General features: G+C 71.2%; 17 protein-coding genes. 14 read left to right on the top strand and 3 right to left on the bottom strand.

Going from position 1 to position 21,335, the window contains the following annotated elements; genetic code table 11:
* Positions 1-14: 14 nt before the first annotated feature.
* Complete coding sequence (ileS, locus tag OG992_RS27430; protein ID WP_266304626.1) at positions 15-3,209, top strand: isoleucine--tRNA ligase; 3,195 nt, start codon at positions 15-17, stop codon at positions 3,207-3,209.
* Between the two features lie 105 nt (positions 3,210-3,314).
* Complete coding sequence (locus OG992_RS27435; protein ID WP_238685126.1) at positions 3,315-4,004, top strand: 1-acyl-sn-glycerol-3-phosphate acyltransferase; 690 nt, start codon at positions 3,315-3,317, stop codon at positions 4,002-4,004.
* A gap of 258 nt (positions 4,005-4,262) precedes the next feature.
* On the opposite strand, the gene OG992_RS27440 is transcribed toward OG992_RS27435, so the two are convergent.
* Positions 4,263-5,609, bottom strand: a complete 1,347-nt coding sequence (locus tag OG992_RS27440) for a hypothetical protein (protein ID WP_266304627.1) — start codon at positions 5,607-5,609, stop codon at positions 4,263-4,265.
* 107 nt (positions 5,610-5,716) lie between these two features.
* Between OG992_RS27440 and OG992_RS27445 the strand changes: the two genes are divergently transcribed.
* The 11 genes from OG992_RS27445 (at position 5,717) to OG992_RS27495 (ending at position 18,998) form a co-directional block, all read left to right on the top strand.
* The gene (locus OG992_RS27445) at positions 5,717-7,723 is read left to right on the top strand and encodes a TIGR03960 family B12-binding radical SAM protein (protein ID WP_238685124.1); all 2,007 of its coding nucleotides are present in this window, start codon (positions 5,717-5,719) and stop codon (positions 7,721-7,723) included.
* A 262-nt stretch (positions 7,724-7,985) separates the two neighbouring features.
* Entirely contained in the window at positions 7,986-8,426 is a 441-nt protein-coding gene (locus OG992_RS27450; protein ID WP_196919316.1) for a hypothetical protein, read from the top strand.
* A gap of 10 nt (positions 8,427-8,436) precedes the next feature.
* Positions 8,437-9,924 (top strand): WXG100 family type VII secretion target, encoded by a 1,488-nt coding sequence (locus OG992_RS27455; RefSeq protein WP_266304628.1) that lies wholly within the window; start codon positions 8,437-8,439, stop codon positions 9,922-9,924.
* Positions 9,925-9,934: 10 nt separating this feature from the next.
* A complete protein-coding gene (mycP, locus tag OG992_RS27460) occupies positions 9,935-11,341 on the top strand; it encodes a type VII secretion-associated serine protease mycosin (protein ID WP_266304629.1) in 1,407 nt (468 codons plus the stop codon).
* Between the two features lie 156 nt (positions 11,342-11,497).
* Positions 11,498-12,310: a TIGR03936 family radical SAM-associated protein gene (locus OG992_RS27465; protein ID WP_266304630.1), complete on the top strand. Its 813-nt coding sequence runs from the start codon at positions 11,498-11,500 to the stop codon at positions 12,308-12,310.
* 131 nt (positions 12,311-12,441) lie between these two features.
* Positions 12,442-15,570: an Rne/Rng family ribonuclease gene (locus OG992_RS27470; RefSeq protein ID WP_266304631.1), complete on the top strand. Its 3,129-nt coding sequence runs from the start codon at positions 12,442-12,444 to the stop codon at positions 15,568-15,570.
* 116 nt (positions 15,571-15,686) lie between these two features.
* A complete protein-coding gene (locus tag OG992_RS27475) occupies positions 15,687-16,169 on the top strand; it encodes a hypothetical protein (RefSeq protein ID WP_266304632.1) in 483 nt (160 codons plus the stop codon).
* Positions 16,170-16,335: 166 nt separating this feature from the next.
* Positions 16,336-16,650, top strand: a complete 315-nt coding sequence (gene rplU / locus OG992_RS27480; RefSeq protein WP_007464063.1) for a 50S ribosomal protein L21 — start codon at positions 16,336-16,338, stop codon at positions 16,648-16,650.
* An 11-nt stretch (positions 16,651-16,661) separates the two neighbouring features.
* Positions 16,662-16,916: a 50S ribosomal protein L27 gene (rpmA, locus tag OG992_RS27485; RefSeq protein WP_007464062.1), complete on the top strand. Its 255-nt coding sequence runs from the start codon at positions 16,662-16,664 to the stop codon at positions 16,914-16,916.
* 95 nt (positions 16,917-17,011) lie between these two features.
* Positions 17,012-18,478, top strand: a complete 1,467-nt coding sequence (gene obgE, locus OG992_RS27490) for a GTPase ObgE (RefSeq protein WP_238685118.1) — start codon at positions 17,012-17,014, stop codon at positions 18,476-18,478.
* A gap of 70 nt (positions 18,479-18,548) precedes the next feature.
* Entirely contained in the window at positions 18,549-18,998 is a 450-nt protein-coding gene (locus tag OG992_RS27495) for a GNAT family N-acetyltransferase (protein WP_238685117.1), read from the top strand.
* Between the two features lie 30 nt (positions 18,999-19,028).
* Here the strand turns inward: OG992_RS27495 and OG992_RS27500 are convergent, their stop codons facing one another.
* Positions 19,029-19,688 carry a DUF6766 family protein gene (locus tag OG992_RS27500; protein WP_266304633.1) on the bottom strand — a complete coding sequence of 220 codons (660 nt, stop codon included), beginning with the start codon at positions 19,686-19,688 and terminating at the stop codon, positions 19,029-19,031.
* 66 nt (positions 19,689-19,754) lie between these two features.
* Complete coding sequence (locus OG992_RS27505) at positions 19,755-20,246, bottom strand: DUF4383 domain-containing protein (protein WP_266304634.1); 492 nt, start codon at positions 20,244-20,246, stop codon at positions 19,755-19,757.
* A 229-nt stretch (positions 20,247-20,475) separates the two neighbouring features.
* Between OG992_RS27505 and OG992_RS27510 the strand changes: the two genes are divergently transcribed.
* Positions 20,476-21,321: a hypothetical protein gene (locus OG992_RS27510; protein ID WP_266304635.1), complete on the top strand. Its 846-nt coding sequence runs from the start codon at positions 20,476-20,478 to the stop codon at positions 21,319-21,321.
* The last annotated feature ends 14 nt before the right edge of the window (positions 21,322-21,335 follow it).

Genomic DNA, 21,335 nt, shown 5'->3' on the forward strand with positions numbered 1-21,335 from the left:
GAGAGCGACCCCCGATGGCCTATCCGTTGCACGACCCGACCGCCGCCGGTGTCCCGGCGAGCCCGGACCTGCCCGCGGTCGAGCGCCGGGTGCTGGAGCACTGGACGGCCGACAAGACCTTCGAAGCCAGCGTCGAGGCCCGCCCCGCCGGCACGGACGGCAAGAACGAGTACGTCTTCTACGACGGCCCGCCGTTCGCCAACGGCCTGCCGCACTACGGTCACCTCTTCACCGGCTACGTCAAGGACGTGGTGCCGCGCTACCAGACGATGCGCGGGCGGCACGTCGAGCGGCGCTTCGGCTGGGACTGCCACGGCCTGCCCGCCGAGGTGGTGGCCGAGAAGCAGCTCGGCATCACCAGCAAGGCGGAGATCATCGACCTGGGCGTGGACCGGTTCAACGAGGCCTGCCGCGCCTCGGTGCTGGAGTTCACCCAGGACTGGGAGCGGTACATCAACCGGCAGGCCCGCTGGGTCGACTTCACCAACGACTACAAGACCCTCGACCTGGACTACATGGAAAGCGTCATGTGGGCCTTCAAGACCCTGCACGACAAGGGTCTGATCTACGAGGGCTTCCGGGTGCTGGCGTACTGCTGGCGCTGTGAGACGCCGCTGTCGAACACCGAGACCCGGATGGACGACGTCTACCGGGACCGGCACGACCCCACCCTGTCGGTGTGGTTCGAGCTGACCGCCGACGAGTCCGCGCCGGAGCTGGTGCGCGGGCCGGTCAAGCTGGGCGTCTGGACCACCACGCCGTGGACCCTGCCGTCGAACCTGGCGCTCGCCGTCGGGCCCGACATCGAGTACGCGGTGCTCGAACGCGACGGCGACCGTTACCTGGTGGGGGCGGCGCGGCTGGCCGCGTACGCCAAGGAGCTGGAGGGCTACGAGCAGGTCGGCACGGTGTACGGCCGGGACCTGGCCGGACGCCGCTACACGCCGCTGTTCGACTTCCTCGTCGAGCAGGCCGGGGAGAACGCCTACCAGGTGCTCGGCGCGGAGTTCGTCACCACCGAGGACGGCACCGGGATCGTGCACCTGGCCCCGGCCTTCGGTGAGGACGACCAGAACGTCTGCAACGCCGCAGGCATCCCCACCATCGTCACCGTGGACGACCACACCCGGTTCACCGCGCTGGTCCAGCCGTACCAGGGTGAGCAGGTCTTCGACGTCAACAAGCCGGTGATCCGGGAACTGAAGGACCGGGGGGTGGTGCTCAAGCAGGACACCTACACCCACTCGTACCCGCACTGCTGGCGTTGCGACACCCCGCTGGTCTACAAGGCGGTGTCGTCGTGGTTCGTCGCGGTGACGCAGTTCCGGGACCGGATGGTCGAGCTGAACCAGGAGATCAACTGGACGCCCGGCCACATCAAGGACGGCTCGTTCGGCAAGTGGCTGGCCAACGCCCGGGACTGGTCGATCAGCCGGAACCGGTTCTGGGGCTCGCCGATCCCGGCGTGGAAGTCCGACGACCCGAACTACCCGCGCCTGGACGTCTACGGTTCGCTGGCCGACATCGAGCGGGACTTCGGCGTACGGCTGACCGACCTGCACCGGCCGGCGGTGGACGACCTGGTCCGCCCCAACCCGGACGACCCGACCGGTCAGTCGATGATGCGCCGGGTGCCGGAGGTGCTGGACTGCTGGTTCGAGTCCGGGTCCATGCCGTTCGCCCAGGTGCACTACCCGTTCGAGAACGCCGACTGGTTCGAGCACCACTACCCGGGTGACTTCATCGTCGAGTACATCGGGCAGACCCGCGGCTGGTTCTACACGATGCACGTGCTGGCCACCGCGCTGTTCGACAGGCCGGCGTTCCGCAACTGCCTGAGCCACGGCATCCTGCTCGGCTCGGACGGGCGCAAGATGTCCAAGAGCCTGCGCAACTACCCGGACGTTTACCACGTCTTCGACGCGTACGGCTCGGACGCCATGCGCTGGATGCTGATGTCCTCGCCGGTGCTGCGCGGTGGGGACATGGCGGTCACCGAGGCGGGCATCCGCGACGCCGTCCGGCAGGTGCTGCTGCCGCTGTGGAACGTGTGGTATTTCTTCACGCTCTACGCCAACGCCGACGGGTACCAGGCGCGGCGGCGCACCGACTCCACCCACCTGCTCGACCGGTACGTGCTGGCGAAGACGAACGAGCTGGTGTCCACTGTCGGCGCGCAGATGGACGCGTACGACATCTCCGGTGCCTGCGCCACCGTCCGGTCCTACCTGGACGCGTTGACCAACTGGTACGTGCGCCGGTCCCGGGACCGGTTCTGGTCCGGTGACGCCAACGCCTTCGACACCCTGTCGACGGTGCTGGAGACCCTCTGCCGGGTGGTGGCGCCGCTCGCGCCGCTGACCGCGGAGGAGATCTGGCGTGGCCTGACCGGGGAGCGTTCGGTGCATCTGACCGACTGGCCGGAGGCGAGCGAGTTCCCGGCCGACCACGACCTGGTCGCCGCGATGGACAACGTGCGGGCGGTCGCCTCGGCGGCGCTGTCGCTGCGCAAGGCCAAGGGGCTGCGGGTGCGACTGCCGCTGTCGAAGCTGACAGTGGCCTCGCCGGCCGCGGAGCAACTGCGGCCGTTCGCCGACCTGGTCGCCGACGAGGTCAACGTGAAGACCGTGGAGTTCAGCGCGGAGCTGTCCGCGTACTGCGAGCAGGTGTTGACTGTGGTCCCCCGGGCGCTCGGCCCACGGGTCGGCAAGCAGGTGCAGCAGGTGATCAAGGCGGTCAAGGCGGGCGAGTGGGAGCTGGTCGACGGTGCCCCGGTGGCCGCCGGCGTCACCCTCGCCGAGGGTGAGTACGAGTTGCGCCTGGTCGCCGCCGACGCCGAGCATTCCGCGCCGCTGCCCGGCGGCGAGGGCGTGGTGGTGCTGGACACCGACGTCACCCCCGAGTTGGCAGCCGAGGGGCTGGCCCGCGACGTGGTGCGGGTGGTGCAGCAGGCCCGCCGGGACGCCGATCTGGACGTCTCGGACCGGATCGTGGTGTTGGTGTCGGCGTCTGACGAGGTACGCGCGGCGGTGTCCGCGTACGTCGACTTCGTCTCCGCGGAGGTGCTGGCCGACTCGGTGGACTTCGCCGAGGGCCCGGGCGGCTCCGCCGTCGAGGGCCGGAACGGCTCCGCCGTCGAGGGTCTGGAGGGCTTCGCTGGCGAGGTCGGCGATGGTGAGCGGGTAACTGTGGTCGTCCGCCGGGTATAACGGACCAGCGCCAGGGTGCGGGCGCCTCACCACCTCCGTCCGGGAGGTGTGGAGGCGTCCGCTACCGTGACACCGCCTGTTCGCACCTGATCTGCCGGAGGACCAGTGCCCCTGCTCTACACCATCGGCAAGCTCACCGTGGCGCCCACGCTGCGGTTGGCGTTCCGCCCGACCGTGGAGGGGCTGGAACACGTGCCGGAGACCGGTGGCGCTGTCTTCGCCGGCAACCACCTCTCGGTGGCCGACGAGTTGTTCCTCGGCACGGTAGTGCCCCGGCACCTGGCGTTCTGGGCCAAGTCGGAATACTTCAAGGGCGCCGGCGTGAAGGGTGCGATCTCCAAGTTCGTCCTCACCGGCCTGGGTGCGATCCCGGTCGAGCGGGCCGGTGGCCGGGCGGCGCTGTCCGCGTTCGACGCGGCGATCCCGGCGCTCAGGGGCGGTGACCTGGTGGTGGTCTACCCGGAGGGCACCCGCTCGCCGGACGGCAAGCTCTACCGGGGGCGGACCGGCGCGGCCCGGCTGGCGATCTCGGCCGGCGTGCCGATCATCCCGGTCGGCATGATCGGCACGGACAAGGCGCAGCCGATCGGTGCCCGGGTGCCCCGGCCGGGCACTGCCAAGATCACGGTTCGATTCGGCAAGCCGCTGGACTTCACCGGCCGACCGGACGACCGCACCTCGCTGCGGCAGATGACCGACGAGCTGATGAGTGAGATCCAGAAGCTCACCGGCCAGGAGTACGTCCCCCGCTACGCCCCGCCGCGCGCCCACCCGGACCCGACCCGCGAGGCCTGACCCCGCCGGGCGCACCCTGCCTGGCCCGTGGCCTCCTGGCCTCCTGGCCTCCTGGCCTCCTGGCCTTCCGGTCGCGAAGCACCCGGTCTCAAAGGCGGTATACCTCTGAGTCATAAATATGACTCAGAGGTATACCGCCTTCTGCCTCGTGGCCTCGGTGCGCCGTGACGCTACGTCACGACTGCCGCCGGTGCGCGTGCCGCTTGGGCCGAGCGCCCCGGGTGCGAATCACCGCGCCCCGGTCAGCCGGTGTCCGGCTCAGCCCCGCTCGGGCTGGACGATCTGGGCGCGCAGGGTGCCCAGCAGGTCGGCACTGTCGGCGACGGAGAGTCGGGTGAAGACGCCGGTGGCGATGCTGCCGTGGTCCACCGACGTGCAGACCACCACGGCACTGCCGTCGGCGCTACCCACCGCGCACCGTTCGTGCCTGCCCCGCACGCCGGTGTCCACGCTCTCCGGGGCATCCAACGCGTATCGGTCGGTGAGCCGGCTGATCTCGGCTTCCGCGTCCGACTCCGGGCTCAGCCGGAAACCGGTGCCGCCGAAGACGGTCACCCGCTTGCCGCTCGTCGTGGCGTAGACGCCGGCGAACGTGTCCTCGGCCAGCCAGTGCTCCTTGCGTACCTCGTTCTCCAACTTCTGGGCGGCCTCGGTGCTGCGGCTGTCCTGCCGCAGGCTGAGGTCGTCCACCTGGACGGGCAGGGCCGCGCGCGCCGGGTACTGGGCCGAGATCGGGAACCCGTAGTAGGCGGGGCAGCCACAGCAGCAGGCCAGGGTGAGCAGCAGCAGCCACGGCCAGCGGCGTCGTCGGCGGGCCGGCGCCGGCCCGTACCCCTTGGGGGCCTGCCAACCGGGCGGCGTCGGCGGTGGCGCTGCGGATCGCCGACCTCGGCGCTGCTTCGGCACCTTCGGCGGCGCGGGTGGTGCGGGTGGCGACATCGGCCGGGCCGGCACCATGGGTCCGACGGCCCGGGGTGCGCTCGGGGCGGCCGGCGGTGGCACCGGGTGCGACCCGGCCGGGGAAACGGGCGGCCCGGGCCACTGCCGGGTGTCCCGCGACGGGGCCGGAGGAGCGGGCGGCCCGGACCACTGCCGGGTGTCCGGCGGCGTCGGATACGACAGCGTGGGCGGTAGCGGGGGCAGTTCGGCGGAGGGCAGGTCCCAGCCGCCGGTGTCCACGCCGGCCCACGGGTCGACAGGGGTCTGGTGCTCCGGCGGCCCGACGGTCACCGGCGGGGGAGGGGTCGGCTCGGCCGACTCGCCCCAGGCGGTTCGGCGGGGCAGCGGCGGCGGTACCGGGGCCGAACCACTCCACCTGGGCGCCGGGACCTCAGCGGTCGCGGCGGGCTCCGGCTGGTCCGAGGGTTCCGGCTGGTCCGGGGCTTCAGGCGGGTCCGGCTGGTCCGGGGGCTCCTGGTGGTCCGGGGGTTCCGGCTGGTCCGGGGGTTCCTGGTGGTCCGGGGGTTCCTGGTGGTCCGAGGGTTCCGGCTGGTCCGAGGGTACGGGTGGGGAGGTCGGCTCGTCGGCGACCGTCCGGTCCCGCTCCGGCTCCGCGCCCGGGGTGCTCCCGTCGGCCGGCCGTGCTCCCGGCTGGGGCTCCGGCATCGCGGCAATCTCCTCTCGCGCCGAACCGAGGTTAATACCGCGCCGCCACCACCGCCGATCGGGCGTGCGCGCGATCGCCGCCGAACGAACGCGTACCCTTGGGCATCATGAGTGCCCCGTCCACGACGCCGCGCGCGGCCGCGACCAACTCCGTGTGGTCCCAGCTCGAGCCGCTGCTACCCCAGATCTCCAAGCCCATCCAGTACGTCGGGGGCGAGTTGGGTGCGGTGACGAAGGACTGGGACTCGGCCACCGTGCGTTGGGCGCTGATGTATCCCGACGCCTACGAGGTGGGCCTGCCCAACCAGGGCGTGCAGATCCTCTACGAGGTGCTCAACGAGCTGCCCGACACCCTCGCCGAGCGGACGTACGCGGTCTGGCCGGACCTGGAGACGCTGATGCGCACGCACGGCGTGCCGCAGTTCACCGTCGACGCGCACCGGGCGGTGCGCGGGTTCGACGTGTTCGGCATCTCCTTCTCCACCGAGCTGGGTTACACCAACATGCTCACCGCGATCGACCTGGCCGGCATCCCGATGCTGGCCGCCGACCGCACCGACGCCGACCCGGTGATCGTGGCCGGCGGGCACGCCGCGTTCAACCCTGAGCCGATCGCCGACTTCATCGACGCAGCGGTGCTCGGCGACGGCGAGGAAGCGGTCCTGGAGATCACCGCGATCGTCCGGGAGTGGAAGGCCGAGGGCTCCCCGGGCGGCCGCGACGAGCTGCTGCTGCGGCTGGCCCGCACCGAGAGCGTCTACGTGCCGCGCTTCTACGACGTCGACTACCTGCCGGACGGCCGGATCCAGCGGGTCGTACCGAACCGGGCTGACGTGCCGTTCCGGGTGCACAAGCGCACGACGATGGACCTGGACGCCTGGCCGTACCCGAAGAAGCCCCTCGTTCCGCTGGCCGAGACGGTGCACGAGCGGTACGCGGTGGAGATCTTCCGGGGCTGCACCCGGGGTTGCCGGTTCTGCCAGGCCGGGATGATCACCCGCCCGGTGCGGGAACGGTCGATCACCACTGTCGCGCAGATGGTCCGCGAGGGCCTGGAGTTCTCCGGCTTCAACGAGGTCGGCCTGCTGTCGCTCTCCTCGGCGGACCACTCCGAGATCGGCGACATGTGCTCGGGCCTCGCCCAGCAGTACGAGGGCACCAACGTCTCGCTGTCGCTGCCCTCGACCCGGGTGGACGCCTTCAACATCGACCTCGCGCAGGAGCTGTCCCGCAACGGGCGGCGTACCGGCCTGACCTTCGCCCCGGAGGGCGGGTCGGAGCGGATCCGCAAGGTCATCAACAAGATGGTGTCGAAGGAAGACCTGATCCGTACGGTCGTCACCGCGTACACCAACGGGTGGCGGCAGGTGAAGCTCTACTTCATGTGCGGCCTGCCCACCGAGACCGACGAGGACGTCCTCGAGATCGCCGAGATGGCCCACGAGGTGATCAGGGCCGGCCGGGCCGCGACCGGCTCCAAGGACATCCGCTGCACCGTTTCCATCGGCGGGTTCGTGCCGAAGCCGCACACCCCGTTCCAGTGGGCAGCGATGGACCGTCCGGAGGTCATCGACCACCGGCTCAAGATCCTCAAGCAGGCCATCAACGCGGACCGGTCGCTGGGCCGGGCCATCGGCTACCGCTACCACGACGGCGAGCCGTCGCTCATCGAAGGGCTGCTCTCCCGGGGTGACCGCCGGGTCGGCTCGGTCATCCGCAAGGTCTGGGAGAACGGCGGCCGGTTCGACGGGTGGAGCGAGCACTTCTCGTACCAGCGCTGGGTGGAGGCCGCGGCCGAGACGCTGCCCGCGTTCGGGGTGGACCTCGACTGGTACACCACCCGTCAGCGCGACGAGCTGGAGGTCCTGCCCTGGGACCACCTCGACTCGGGTCTGGACAAGGACTGGCTCTGGCAGGACTGGCAGGATTCGTTCAGCGAGTTCGAGCAGGACGACTGCCGGTGGACGCCCTGCTTCGACTGCGGCGTCTGCCCGTCGATGGACACCGAGATCCAGATCGGCCCCACCGGCAAGAAGCTTCTGCCGCTCACCCCGCTGGGTGGCAACGGCATGAAGGTCCCGTCGGGCCACTCGCACTCGCACTCGCACCCCTGACCGGGCTGCCTTCGGGCAGCGCCGGTCGGCGGTGACCCACCACCCTCCACATCCGACATGTCACGCCAACGGGTCCGCGTCTCGCGGGCCCGTTGGCGTTGTTCGGGCTCGGCCCGCGCGGTGGCCCGCACCGGACCTTCCGCGAGATCGGCAGCCATCTGTACCACGTGCTGGTGGCTGGGGCTGCCTCGACTAGGTCAGACTCGATACGCTGCGTCTGACATGGACCGACCCGGCGGGTCGGGGACGGGGGAGGAAACGCATGGGCAGCATCCCGCCGCCGAGCATCGGCGATCTGCAAGTCAGCGTCGAGGACCTGGACGCCGCCGCCACGTACGTCGAGCGGCTCAGGCAGTACATCGACGACACCATCAAGTACGAGATGGAACGCATCAAGACGCGGATGAAGGGCGACAGCAACAACGCCCAGACCGTCCCGAACGGCACTCCCTTCGGCGCGTACGAGGACGCCGTCATGCAGTGGCGGGCCCTGGAGACCTCCACGGCGAACATGGAAGCGCACCTCACGACGCTCTCCCAGAAGCTCGCCGCGCTGAAGGAGGGCACCGAGGAGATCGCCAAGGCGTTCCGCGACACCGAGGCGCGTAACGGCGCCAACGGCAAGGAGATCGAGCGGCTGCTGGAATCGGCGGCGCCGCCGCCCACTGCCAGCGGCGCACCCACCTACCCGTACACGGCCTGAGGGGGACGTCATGGCTGGAGGAACCTGGGAGCGGTGCGTCCGCGAGGTGACGCTCTCCGCGGACCCGGAAACGGTCGGATCGGTCGGAGCGGGCTGGAGCAACCTCTCGAGCGGCCTGCAGCAACTGCGGGACGCGCTCGTCGGTCGATCGTTCGTCGGTCCGATCGCGACGGGCCAGGAGCGCCCGCACGTCGGCGGTCTGCCCGGGATGCTCGCCGGTTGGCAGGGCAGCGGTGGCGATGCGTACCGCGAGCACCTGGGCAAGATCGGCAAGCAGATCGAGGATCTCATCACCGACGCGACGAACGTCAGTGGCGCGTTGACGCGGATCGAGGGCGACATCCGCAAGTCGGTCTCCACGATCCCGATCCCCCTGATGGACGACTTCGGCTTCAACGAGTGGAGCCTGCCCAACGGCACCGAGCTCGACGATGCCCGCGACGGCGAGAGCTCGTCGGGGTTCCTCGCCGCGCTGCGCAAGGACTACCAGAACAACCCCGGCTCGTACGCCGACGGCGCGTTCCGTGACAAGGCCGACGACCTGGAAGCGACGATGAAGGTCGACGGCCAGGCCGGTGACCAGAAGCGGGGCGGCTGGTGGGACACCGGAGCCCACCTGGACAACTGGTACCGGGACAATCAGAACGCGGCGAACACCGCGATGGCGCCGCTGCCCCAGGCTGTCTATACGGAGCGCCCCAAGCTCACCGTCAACAGCCCGGATAAATCGGATATAGAGGACGATATTCGTCGGGACCCCCGGGTCCCGCCCTCGGGGCGACCCGACATCAGTGGTGGCGAATTCGGCGGGAAGCCCGACATCGGTGGTGGCGGCCCCACGATCGGCAGCAGGCCACCGACCATCGGCGACACGGGCGGTCCGACGTCCGCCGTCGACCCGTTCTCCCCGACCAAGCCCGGTGGGCTCGGCGATGGCTCGCCCACCGGCGGCACTGGTCAGTTCACACCCCCGTCGACGGGCTCCGGCTTGCCGGGCTACGCGGACGGTGACGCTGGCTACAGCAGCGGTCTGGCTGGCGCCACGCCGGGCGGGGTCGGCGGCCTGGGCGGCGGCATCGGCGGCGGCGGGGTCGGCAGCGCCGGTCTCGGTGGCGCCGGCGGTGGTTTCGGAGGCGGTGCCGGCGTCGGCTCGGCCGGCGGGATCGGCGGCGGCGCCGGTGGTGGCCTGGGCGGCGGTGCCGGGATCGGCGTGGGCGGCATCCCCGGCATGGTGGGTGGCGGCAACGGAAAGCTGCCGCCGATGACGAGCGCGGCGAACGCGTTGCGCACGGCCCAGGCCGCCGGCGGCGCCGGGATGGCGGGCGGCGCGCGTGGTGCCGGCGTCGGCGGTGCCGGAATGATGGGCGGCGGCATGATGGGCGGCGCGGGTGGTGCCGGGCAGGGTGGCGGCACCGGCTCCGAGCACTCGTCGTGGTTGACTGAGGATGACGATCCGTGGGGCCCTGGTGACGGTGCGTCCCCGGGTGTCCTTCGATGAGGATGGACGGATGAGGGTGAACGTCGGAGGCCTCCGGCCGGTAGTCGCCTGTCTGGTGGCGGGGTTCCTGGTGGTGGGGGCCGCTCAACCGGCGGTCGCCGCCCCCCGTCGGGCCGAGCAGTGGTATCTGGACGAGCTCCGGATCGACCAGGTGCACAAGATCTCGACCGGGCGGGGCGTGGTGGTGGCCGTGGTCGACACCGGCGTCGAGGCCAGCCACCCGGACCTGCGAGGTCAGGTGCTTCCCGGTGGACGCAGCTACGGCGCCTCCGGAGACGGCCGGGCCGATGAGGTCGGGCACGGGACGCACATGGCCGGCATCATCGCGGCGAAACCCAGCCGTGACGGGGTGGACGGCATCGCTCCCGGCGCGAAGATCCTGCCCATCAAGATGCGCAAGGAGGACGGGGTCTACACCGACGCCGGGATTGCCCGGGGCATCCGGATGGCCGTCGACGGTGGGGCCAAAGTGATCAACGTGTCCATTGGTGGCCCCGGCTTCGCCAATCCCGTGCAGAAGAGCGCAATCCAGTACGCGTTGGACCGTGACGTCGTCCTGGTCGCCTCCGCTGGTAACACCGCCCAGGGCCGCACCACAGTGGGCAAGCCCGCCAACACCCCCGGTGTGATCGCGGTGACCGGGACGACCAAGGGCGGCGCGTTCTGGTCCGGCTCCGTCCAGGGGCCGGAGTCGGTGGTCGCCGCTCCCGGCGACAGCGTCTACAACGTCACCAACGAGGGGGGCTACGGCTGGGGTGACGGCACCTCCGACTCCGCTGCGATCGTCTCCGCTCTGGCCGCGTTGATCCGAGCCAAGTACCCGGACCTCAACGCTCCGAGCGTGATCAACCGGATCATCCGGACCGCGCGCGACGCGGGCCCGTCCGGGCGAGATCCGCAGTACGGCTTCGGGGTGATCGACCCGATCAAGGCGCTGACGGCCAACGTGCCAGCGGTCACCGTCAACCCGCTGCTCGACCCGGCCGCGGCGGCGACCGACCCCGGTCCGGCCCGTGCCGAGGGCGCGGACGAGGAGTTCGACGTCACCCAGCACGGCGATCGCGGTGGCCCCACCGACCAGCAGGTCATGGTGATCGGCATCGGCATCGCCGTGGTGCTGGTGTTGCTGCTGGGTCTGGTGGTCTTCCTCATCTGGAACCGCCGTCGGTACCGGCGGGAGGCGGCCCGGGCCGCCGACATCCCGGACGAGGTGCTCGACCGGGCGGCCCAGGGCGCGTACCCGTCGCCTGACGCGAGTTACGCCCCACCGCCGGGCTACCCACCCCCGCCCGGTCATGCCCCTCCTGCCGGATATGCCCCGCCTTCCGGTTATGCCCCGCCCTCGGGCTACACCCCGCCCTCCGGCTACGGCCCGCCGCCCGGCGGGACACCGCCCGCGCCGCCGAGAGAGCGGTAACCCGTCCCGATCAGGGTGGCCGGCTGGTGACCTCTGTGTCGCCGGCCGGCCATCGGCTTTCGCGCCGGGTGGTCACGACCCCGGCGACCGGTTGGTGACCGTCTGTCCGGCGGCTCGGCCGCCCCGGCTGCGTACCGTCACGAGCCCTGCGCCAGGATGGGCGGACACGCAGGTACACCCGAGGAGCCCACGATCGCCAGAAAGCCTCAACCCGAGGGCGGCCAGGCACCGGTCGTCCAGCGCGTCCGCATCCGGTACGCCAAGCGCGGGCCGCTGCGATTCACCTCGCACCGGGACTTCGCCCGGGCGTTCGAGCGCGCGCTACGCCGGGCCGCTGTGCCGGTCGCCTTCTCCCAGGGTTTTCACCCGCACCCGAAGATCTCCTACGCGAGCGCCGCGCCGACCGGGGTGGCGAGCGAGGCGGAGTACCTGGAAATCGCCCTTCAGGCGACCGTCGACCCGGAGGCGTTGCGCGCCGCGTTGGACGCCGCGCTCTCGCCGGGGCTGGACGTCCTGGACGCCGTGATCGCCGAAGGGGGCAACCTGCCGGACCGGATCGAGGCGTCGCACTGGCACATCGAGTTGCCTGAGGTCGACACCGCGGTGCTGCGCGCCGCGGTGGACGCCTTCGTCGCGGCCGAGGAGGTGCTGGTCGAGCGGATGACCAAGCAGGGCCGACGTACTTTCGACGCCCGAGCCGCCGTGATATCGATCGATGTCCAACTGCCTACGCCGACGCCTTCCGGGGCGCCGGCCGTACCGTGTGCGATACTCGAACTGGTCGTGCGGCAGGTCACCCCGTCCGTACGGCCCGATGACGTCCTTTCCGGCCTCCGCGTGGTGGCCGACCTGGAGCCGCCGGTTTCGCCGAGGGTGACACGGCTGGCTCAGGGCACGTTGACCGCGCAGGGTGCGATCGTGGATCCGTTGGATGCGGACCGCGACGGGGCAGCCATCGTTGGGCACTGACCGACGGTCGGTGTTCTGGCAGGCAGACTTCGGCGGTCGCGCACCACGCGCGCCCGGCGGAAACACTTTTGCGGCGACCCTGCGTGGCAGCGCTCACCCGCGCCCGGGCTAGCCAGAACTGGAGAACGTCCATGCTCGAGAACGAGCCCGAGGGCGGCGAACGGACCGGTTCACAGCCGGCCGGTGACACCGCCGACCAGAGCACCACGGCCGACGGCGCCGCCGTCGAGACCTCCACCACGGCTGTCGGTTCGGCCTCGGTGGAACCGGCCGGCGCGGAGAGCGCTCCCGCTGAGGCCGCCGAACCGGCCGCCCCGGTGCGGCGCACCCGGGCGACCCGTCGTCGGGCCGCCCCGCTCAACCAGCCGGAGCAGACCGACGCCCCGATCGAGGCGCCCACCGGTGGCGCCGGCAACGTCGAGTCGCCGCAGGCGGAGGTCTTCGCCCCGGTCTCCGGTGACCTGGACGTCGCACCGAAGACCCCCCGACGCCGCCGCAAGGCCACCCCCGTCGAGACGACCGCCGAGGAGCCGCTGGTCGCCGCCTCTGCGGAGGCGGCCTCGGCCGAGGTGGTGCCGCCGGTCAAGGTGACCCGTACCCGGCGAAAGAAGGCCACGCCGGCGGCCGTCGAGGAGCCGCCCGCCGCCGAGCAGCCGGCCGCCGCCGACGAGCCGCTTGCGGTCGAGGAGCCGGTCGTCGAGGAGCCGGACATCGCCGAGGAGCCGGCGGAGTCCGACCTGCGCGAGGCCGAGGCCGAGTTGAACGACTCCCCGGCCCTTCCGAGCACGTCCGCCGCCGAGCTGGCCTGGAGTAGCGGTGCGCAGGACCGCTCCGGCGAGGTGCCACCGGGTGTGGCCGTCTCCGGTGTGACGGATGAGCCGAACGAGCCGGCCGAGATCGAGCCGGAACAGCCGCGTACCCGTCGTCGACGCGCCGCGCTCTCCGCGCCCACAGTGCTGTTCATGGCACCCCAGCCGGACGCCGTGCCGGTGACCCGACCGGTGGAGCCCGCCGCGGCGACCGAGGAGCCGGCCGTCGAGGAGGCCGCCGAGCCGTCCCGCCGCCGTCGGCGTGGCCGCCGCGAGGTCGAGCCGGTGGAGCCGATCGAGGCCATCGAGGCCGAAGAGGAGCCGACCGACGAGGCCGACGAGGCCGCCGAGGCGGATGAGGACGACGAGGACAGCGCCGCCGCGCGTCGCCGCCGCCGGCGTGGTCGCCGGGGCCGGGGCCGGGGCAAGGGCGGGGCCGACGACGCCGAGGACGAGGAGTCCGAGGAGGCGGCGCAGGCCGACGAGGAAGAGACCGCCGAGGCAGAGGCCGAGGCCGACGAGGACGAGGAGTCCGAGGGCGGGGACGGTCTGACCCGTCGTCGTCGTCGCCGTCGTCGTCGGGGCGCCGGTGACACCGAGGGCGCGGCGGACGACGGTGTGCCGACCGTGGTGAAGATCCGCGAGCCGCGCCGGACCGTCGACGAGGTGCAGGGTGTGTCCGGCTCGACCCGGCTGGAGGCCAAGCGCCAGCGCCGCCGGGACGGTCGGGAGCAGCGCCGTACCCGCCCGCCGATCCTCAGCGAGTCGGAGTTCCTGGCGCGCCGGGAGGCCGTCGACCGGGTGATGGCGGTCCGCCAGCGCGGTGACCGTACCCAGATCGCCGTCCTGGAGGACGGCGTGCTGGTCGAGCACTACGTCACTCGCAACTCCTCCGGGACGATGGCCGGCAACGTGTACCTCGGCAAGGTGCAGAACGTGCTGCCGAGCATGGAGGCCGCGTTCGTCGACGTCGGTCGGGGCCGCAACGCCGTGCTGTACGCCGGTGAGGTCAACTGGGACACCTCCGGGCTGGAGGGGCGGGCCCGCTCGATCGAGCAGGCGCTGCGCTCCGGCGACTCGGTACTGGTCCAGGTCACCAAGGACCCGATCGGGCACAAGGGCGCACGGCTGACCAGCCACATCGCGCTCTCGGGCCGGCACCTGGTCTACGTACCCAACGGCAACGCCTCGGGGATCAGCCGCAAGCTGCCGGACAACGAGCGCAAGCGGCTGCGGGACGTGCTCAAGAAGCTGGTCCCGGACGGCGCGGGCGTGATCGTCCGGACGGCAGCCGAGGGCGCCACCGAGGACGAGCTGGCCCGCGACGTCAAGCGGCTCCAGGCGCAGTGGGAGGACATCCAGGCCAAGGCCGCCGAGGGTGGCGCTCCGGCGCTGCTCTACGGGGAGCCCGACCTGGTCATCCGGGTTGTCCGGGACCTGTTCAACGAGGACTTCCGCGAGCTGGTGATCGAGGGCGAGCAGTCGTACGACGTCGTCGAGTCGTACCTGTCGCACGTCTCCCCGGACCTTGTCGACCGGGTGCGCCGGCACGTCGGCACGAGTGACGTCTTCGCCGAGTACCGGATCGACGAGCAGATCATCAAGGGCCTGGACCGCAAGGTCTTCCTGCCCTCCGGCGGCTCGCTGGTGATCGACCGCACCGAGGCGATGACTGTCGTCGACGTCAATACCGGCAAGTACACCGGCTCCGGGGGCAACCTGGAGGAGACGGTCACCCGCAACAACCTGGAGGCGGCGGAGGAGATCGTCCGTCAGCTCCGGCTGCGGGACATCGGCGGCATCGTCGTGATCGACTTCATCGACATGGTGCTGGAGTCGAACCGTGAGCTGGTGCTGCGCCGGCTCACCGAGTGCCTGGGCCGGGACCGCACCAAGCACCAGGTCACCGAGATCACGTCGCTCGGCCTGGTGCAGATGACCCGTAAGCGGATCGGCGCGGGCCTGCTGGAGGCGTTCAGCGAGACCTGCGAGTGCTGCAAGGGCCGGGGCGTCATCATCCACACCGAGCCGGTGCCGGAGAAGCCGCGTCCCGCCGGTGCGGGGGAGAAGGTCAAGGCTGTCGCCTCGGCGGTGGCTCCCGCTCCGGCTCCGGTGGCCGAGCAGGGTGCCACCTCGTCCCGCCGCAGGGCACGCAAGAACGCCCCGGCCGCGGCCGAGCGGACTGCTGTCGAGGTCGTCGACACCGACACCACGGCCGAGCCGGGCGCCGACTACCAGGACACCATGGGCTACGACCTGTCCCGCTACGAGTCGGACACCGCCGCCGCACCGGCGATCTCCGACGCTCAGCAGGGCGAGTCGGCCCGGCTGGCCGCGGCGGACGATCCGGACGCGCTCGCTGACGGTGAGGGCGACGAGGAGACCACCGAGGGCGGGGGCGGCCGTCGCCGGTCGCGTCGCGGTGGCGCACGTCGGCGGACCCGCCCCTGAGCGCCTGACCGGCCCCGTGTTTGACGAGGTCCCTCTCCCGGCAAAGTGACGGGGGAGGGACCTCGTCGTTGTGGCCACCCGGTCGTCGATCGGCCGTCCCAGGTCAGGAGAAGAAGATGCGCCGTCTGCTCGCGCTCACCGCGCTGCTCACCATGCTCTCCGTCGCGGCCGGCTGCTCCACCGGTGGGACCGCCGAGGGCGCTGGCTCGGCGGCCGCTGGCACCCCTCCCGGCCCGACCGGCATGCCGGCCAGCGGTGGTGTGGCGGGCGGCAACGCCACCGAGGTCTGCGCCGCCGCGCAGGAGGCCAGCACGACCGCCGTCCGGACGTACGTGGGGGAGTTGGGTCGGATGCTCGCGGCGGTGGGCGCCGGGGACAGCCGTACGGCCGAGGCTGCCCGGGTACGGGCCGAGGCGGCGCTGGCGAAGTGGCGGACCGTACTGCGGGAGCAGTCGGAGCGGACCGACGATCCGCAGCTCAAGACGCTGCTCACCGACCTCGGCACCGAGGTTTCCGCTCTCGGTGCCGACGTCGAGTCGATCGACGAGACCGAACTCGACCGGCTCCAGCAGCGCCTCGACCAGCTCTGCGCGCGCTGACCAGGGCGGGCCGGTTTGGGGTCCGGGCTCGCGATGGCGTACTCTTGCCTGCGGCCCACCTTTGGTGTGCCGAGTTCCCGTGTGCCCGCGCCGCCGTGCACTGCTACCCGGCGAGCCGCTGCGGGAACGACCGCCAGCAGCCTCAACGACAGGGAGTCCGCCTCCGATGTACGCGATCGTCAAGACCGGCGGCAAGCAGTACAAGGTCGCCGAGGGCGACGTGATCGAGGTCGAGAAGCTCACCGGTGCCCCCGGTGACGCGGTGAAGCTCACCGCGGTGCTCCTCGTCGACGGTGACGACCTGGTGACCGACGCGGCGAAGCTTGCCGAGGTCGCGGTGTCCGGCGAAATCGCCGCGCACACCAAGGGCCCGAAGATCCGGATCCACAAGTTCAAGAACAAGACTGGCTACCACAAGCGCCAGGGTCACCGTCAGCCGTTGACCCAGGTCAAGGTGACCGGCATCTCCAGCGGGAAGTAGGTCGTCCTCCAATGGCTCACAAAAAGGGTGCGTCCAGCTCGCGTAACGGTCGTGACTCCGCGGCCCAGCGACTCGGCGTGAAGCGCTTCGGTGGTCAGGTCGTCAGCGCCGGTGAGATCATCATCCGGCAGCGTGGCACCAAGTTCCACCCCGGTGACCTGGTCGGCCGTGGCGGCGACGACACGCTGTTCGCGCTGTCCGCCGGTGCGGTCCTGTTCGGCACCAAGCGCGGTCGCAAGACCGTCAGCATCGTTCCGCAGCAGTAGTTCTCGGGCTAAGCGGGCCGCGGACCTCCGGGTCCCGGCCCGCTTAGCCTTTTTAGCGAAGTGCGAGGTTGGACCTCGCTGGAAGGATTGACGCCGTGGCAACGTTCGTTGACCGGGTCGTTCTGCATCTGCAGGCCGGCGATGGCGGGCACGGTTGTGCCTCGATCCACCGCGAGAAGTTCAAGCCCTTCGGTGGGCCGGACGGCGGCAACGGTGGGCACGGGGGCAGTGTGTCCCTGGTGGTCGACCCGCAGGTGACCACGCTGCTCGACTTCCACTTCCACCCGCACGTCAAGGCCGACAACGGCAAGGGCGGCGCCGGCTCGAACCGGGACGGGGCCAACGGCCACAACCTGGTGCTGAAGGTGCCCAACGGCACCGTGGTGCAGACCTCCGACGGCACCGTGCTGGCCGACATGGTCGGCGCCGGCACCACCTTCGAGGTCGCCCGCGGCGGGCGCGGCGGGCGGGGCAACGCCTCGCTGGCCAACGCCAAGCGCAAGGCCCCCGGCTTCGCCGAGCTGGGGGAGCCCGGCGACCAACTCGACATCGTGCTGGAGCTGAAGAGCGTCGCCGATGTGGGCCTGGTGGGCTTCCCGTCCGCCGGCAAGTCGTCGCTGATCTCGGTGATCTCCGCCGCGAAGCCGAAGATCGCCGACTACCCGTTCACCACACTGGTGCCCAACCTCGGCGTGGTCCGGATGGACAACCACACCTTCACCGTCGCGGACGTGCCGGGCCTGATCCCTGGCGCTGCCACCGGTAAGGGTCTGGGCCTGGAGTTCCTGCGGCACATCGAGCGCTGCGCCGTGCTGGTGCACGTCATCGACTCGGCGACCCTGGAGCCCGGCCGAGACCCGGTGGCCGACATCGACGCCATCGAGGCCGAGCTGAGCCAGTACGGCGGCCTGACCGACCGTCCACGGCTGGTCGCCATCAACAAGATCGACGTGCCGGACGGCCGTGACCTCGCCGAGATCGTGCGCCCCGACCTGGAGGAGCGCGGTTACCAGGTGTTCGAGGTCTCCGCGGCCACCCGGGAGGGGCTCAAGGAGCTGACCTACGCGATGGCCGATCTGGTCGACGCAGAGCGTAAGGCCGCTCCGCCCGCCGAGCCGACCCGGATCGTCATCCGCCCGATCGCCGTGGACGACGATGGTTTCACCATCACGGCTGAGGCGGACGGCTCGTTCACGGTGCGCGGTGTCCGGCCGGAGCGCTGGGTCAAGCAGACCAACTTCGACAACGACGAGGCGGTCGGCTACCTGGCTGACCGGCTGGCCCGGCTCGGGGTGGAGGACAAGCTGGCCAAGGCCGGCGCGCAGCCCGGTGATCTGGTCCGGATCGGTGTGCGCGAGTTCGACTGGCAGCCGACGCTCTTCGCCGGTGTGGACTTCAAACCCGGCAACCGGGGCACCGACGTCCGCCTGGAGGAGAAGTCGAACCGGGCCTCCGCCGCGGATCGACTCGCCGCCCGGAAGGCTCGCCGGGTGCGCTCGGCCGACGATCTGGGCGCGGACGCGTCCGACGACGACATCGACGACGAGGACGACGCCGAGTAGTTCGTTGCGCTCCGTGGTGGGGTTGATTTCCGGAAACCTCCCAGAAATCCACGCGTCCTAGCGTGGGGTGATGCTGATCGAGTCCCGGCCTGCCACCGATCCGGAGATCGCCGCCCTGGTCATTGCGCAGCAGCGTGAGCTGCGCGAGGCCGATGGCGGGTTGGACGGGCAGGTCTTCGTCCCCCATGACGACGTCCGCTACCTGGCGGCGGTGGTGAACGGTCGGGCGGTCGCCTGCGGGGGCCTCCAGGCGCTCGATGCCGAGACCGGCGAGGTCAAGCGGATGTACGTCCGGCCCGCGTACCGGGGGCGGGGGATTGGTCGTCAGTTGCTCGCCGCGCTGGAGGAGTGCGCGTTCCGGCAGGGGCACTCGGTGGTCTGCCTGGAGACGGGCACCTACCTGCCGGCCGCTATCGCCTTGTACACGGCGTGTGGCTACCAGCAGATCCCCGTCTACGGCGAGTACGTGGGCAACGCGTACAGCGTCTGTTTCGCCAAGCGGTTGCCGGTCGCGGCCTGACGGTCGCCTCGCCGCTGCCGCGTCGCCTTCTCAGGCGCCGGTGCTGGCGTGCTCGACGGTCACCGGCTTCGACTCCGGCGAGGCGTGTTGGCGCAGCACGATGCTCAGCAGGATCAGCGCGCCGACCGCGAGAAACTCGCTCTGCCAGTTCTGCATGGACTGGAACCAGAAGTCGCTGGTGCCGAGGAACTCCCACACCCCGATCGGCGGTGCCCCGCTCTGGAGCGCCTGCTCCTGGTTGTAGGCGGCGGTGCCGCCGAGCAGGTGACCGACGAACGAACCGGCGAAGATCAGCAGCAGCGCGAGGGAGAGGCTGTTCCGGTAGATCACCAGCGGCAGGCCGCCGACGCGTACCGGCCAGGGTGACTGCGGGGTCGCCCGGCGCTCGTCGTCCTCCGGTCGGTCGGTCTGGTCCATCGGCTTCGACTCGGCCGAGCCCCGCTGCACCAGGTACGCGGTGAGCAGCACGTAACCGCCCATCTGGAGGAACTCGGACTCCCAGTTCTCGAAGACCGCCTCGGCGAAGTGCCCAGTGGTCAGGTACGCCGGCCAGCTCAGCGGCGCGGCCCCGAACTCGGTCAGCTCCTCGTTGTGGGTCTGCCAGCCGAAGACGCTCTGCAACACCAGGAAGACCAGGAACGCTCCCAGCATGGCGACGGCCAGGGCGTTGTCACGCAGCCAACGAGGCATGGTCGCACCTCCTTCGCCGGTCGACTTACCCCTGCGGGCGTGACCGCGAAACCACAAAAGTCCAGTTCAGTGCCGGTCGGCGGGGTTGTCCAGGCGTCCGCCGGTGCCGGCCTGGTTCGACAGCAGCAGCCCGAGCGCGAGCATCCCGAAGCCGAGCGCGAGGTGCAGCCAGTTGTCGGCGTCGTTGACCGGCAGGATGTTCGCCCCGCCCTCCGGGTTGACCGCCTCGATCGCCAGGCCGTACAGCCAGAGGGCGAGGTAGATCGCGCCACCGGCGGCCAGGAAGACGCGGGCACCGGCGACGCTGCGGGCCAGCACCAGGCCGACCAGCCCGAAGAGCAGGTGCACCACGTTGTGCAGGATCGACACCTGGAACAGCCCGAGCAGGTGGGCGTCCGAGTGGTGCCCGGCGAACCGCAGCTCGCCGTAGTCGGTGGTGATGCCGGGGACGAAGCCGAGGACGCCGATCAGCAGGAAGACCCCGGCCACGACCAGTGCGGCCAGCTGGACCCGGGGTCGAGGACCGGCCGCTCGGCCGCCCCGTGCGCCTCGTGCCATCGCTGCCCCCTCCGTGGATCTACCGGCCTCGCGAACCTCACTGTCCGCAGCGGCGACGTGACGCAGCCCGACGATCCTCCATTGTGAAGACCAACCGGTGCGCCGCGCAGATAAATGCACGAAGAGGTATGGAAGCCGAAACGCAGGGTAGGTGAATGGTCAGCGGCGGCGGCAACGCGCCGCATCCCCCCAGCACAACCGCTACGACTTTCTGAGCGGAAGGGAAATCATGACTTACGATCTTTCACCTACGTCTTCCACGTACGGGCAGCAGTCGACCAACGGCGGTGGCGTCCGCGACCAGGCGCGCCAGGTCGGGTCGGAGGCCGCGCAGGCTGGTGGCGCTGTCGCCCAGACCGCCAAGGAGCAGGGCACCGAGGTCGGCCGTGAGGCGGCCCGGCAGGCCCGCAACCTGTACGGCGAGGCCCGCAGCCAGCTCGCCAGCCAGACCGGTGAGCAGCAGCGCCGAGCCGCCGGTGGGCTGCGTTCGCTGGCCGACGAGATGCGTTCGATGGCCGAGCAGGGTGGCCAGGCCGGCCCGGTGACCGAGCTGGCCCGCCAGGCCGCCGACCGGGTGCAGGGTGTCGCCGGTTGGCTTGAGCAGCGCGAGCCCGGCGACCTGATCACCGAGGTACGCGACTACGCGCGGCGTAACCCGGGCACCTTCCTGGTCGGCGCGGCGGTGCTCGGTGTGTTGGCCGGCCGGCTGACCCGTGGCATCTCGGCCGGCGGCGACGACTCCGGCAACGGGTCCTCGACCTTCCGGGGCTCCGGGGCGTACGACCCGGAGCAGACCGCCGTGATCCCGACGCAGCCGCCGGCGCCCCGCGCGGTGCCGGACGCCGTCCCGCCGGGTGGCTACCTCGACCCGACCCCCGGTACGCACACCCCGCCGACGTCCGGTGGCTACACCGACCAGACGCCCGGCACCTACGCCGACCCGGCGTCCGGCGGCTCCTCCGAGCCGGGCCGGGGCGACTACCCGGAGCACTCCGGCACCGGCCAGCCGCTGCCGCCGGTGACCCAGACCGACCCGCTGCCGGGCGTGCCGTCCAGCGGCAGCCCCCGCCCGTGAGCCGCGTAGTCATC

The sequence above is a fragment of the Micromonospora sp. NBC_00362 genome (assembly GCF_026342155.1).
Lineage (GTDB): Bacteria > Actinomycetota > Actinomycetes > Mycobacteriales > Micromonosporaceae > Micromonospora > Micromonospora hortensis.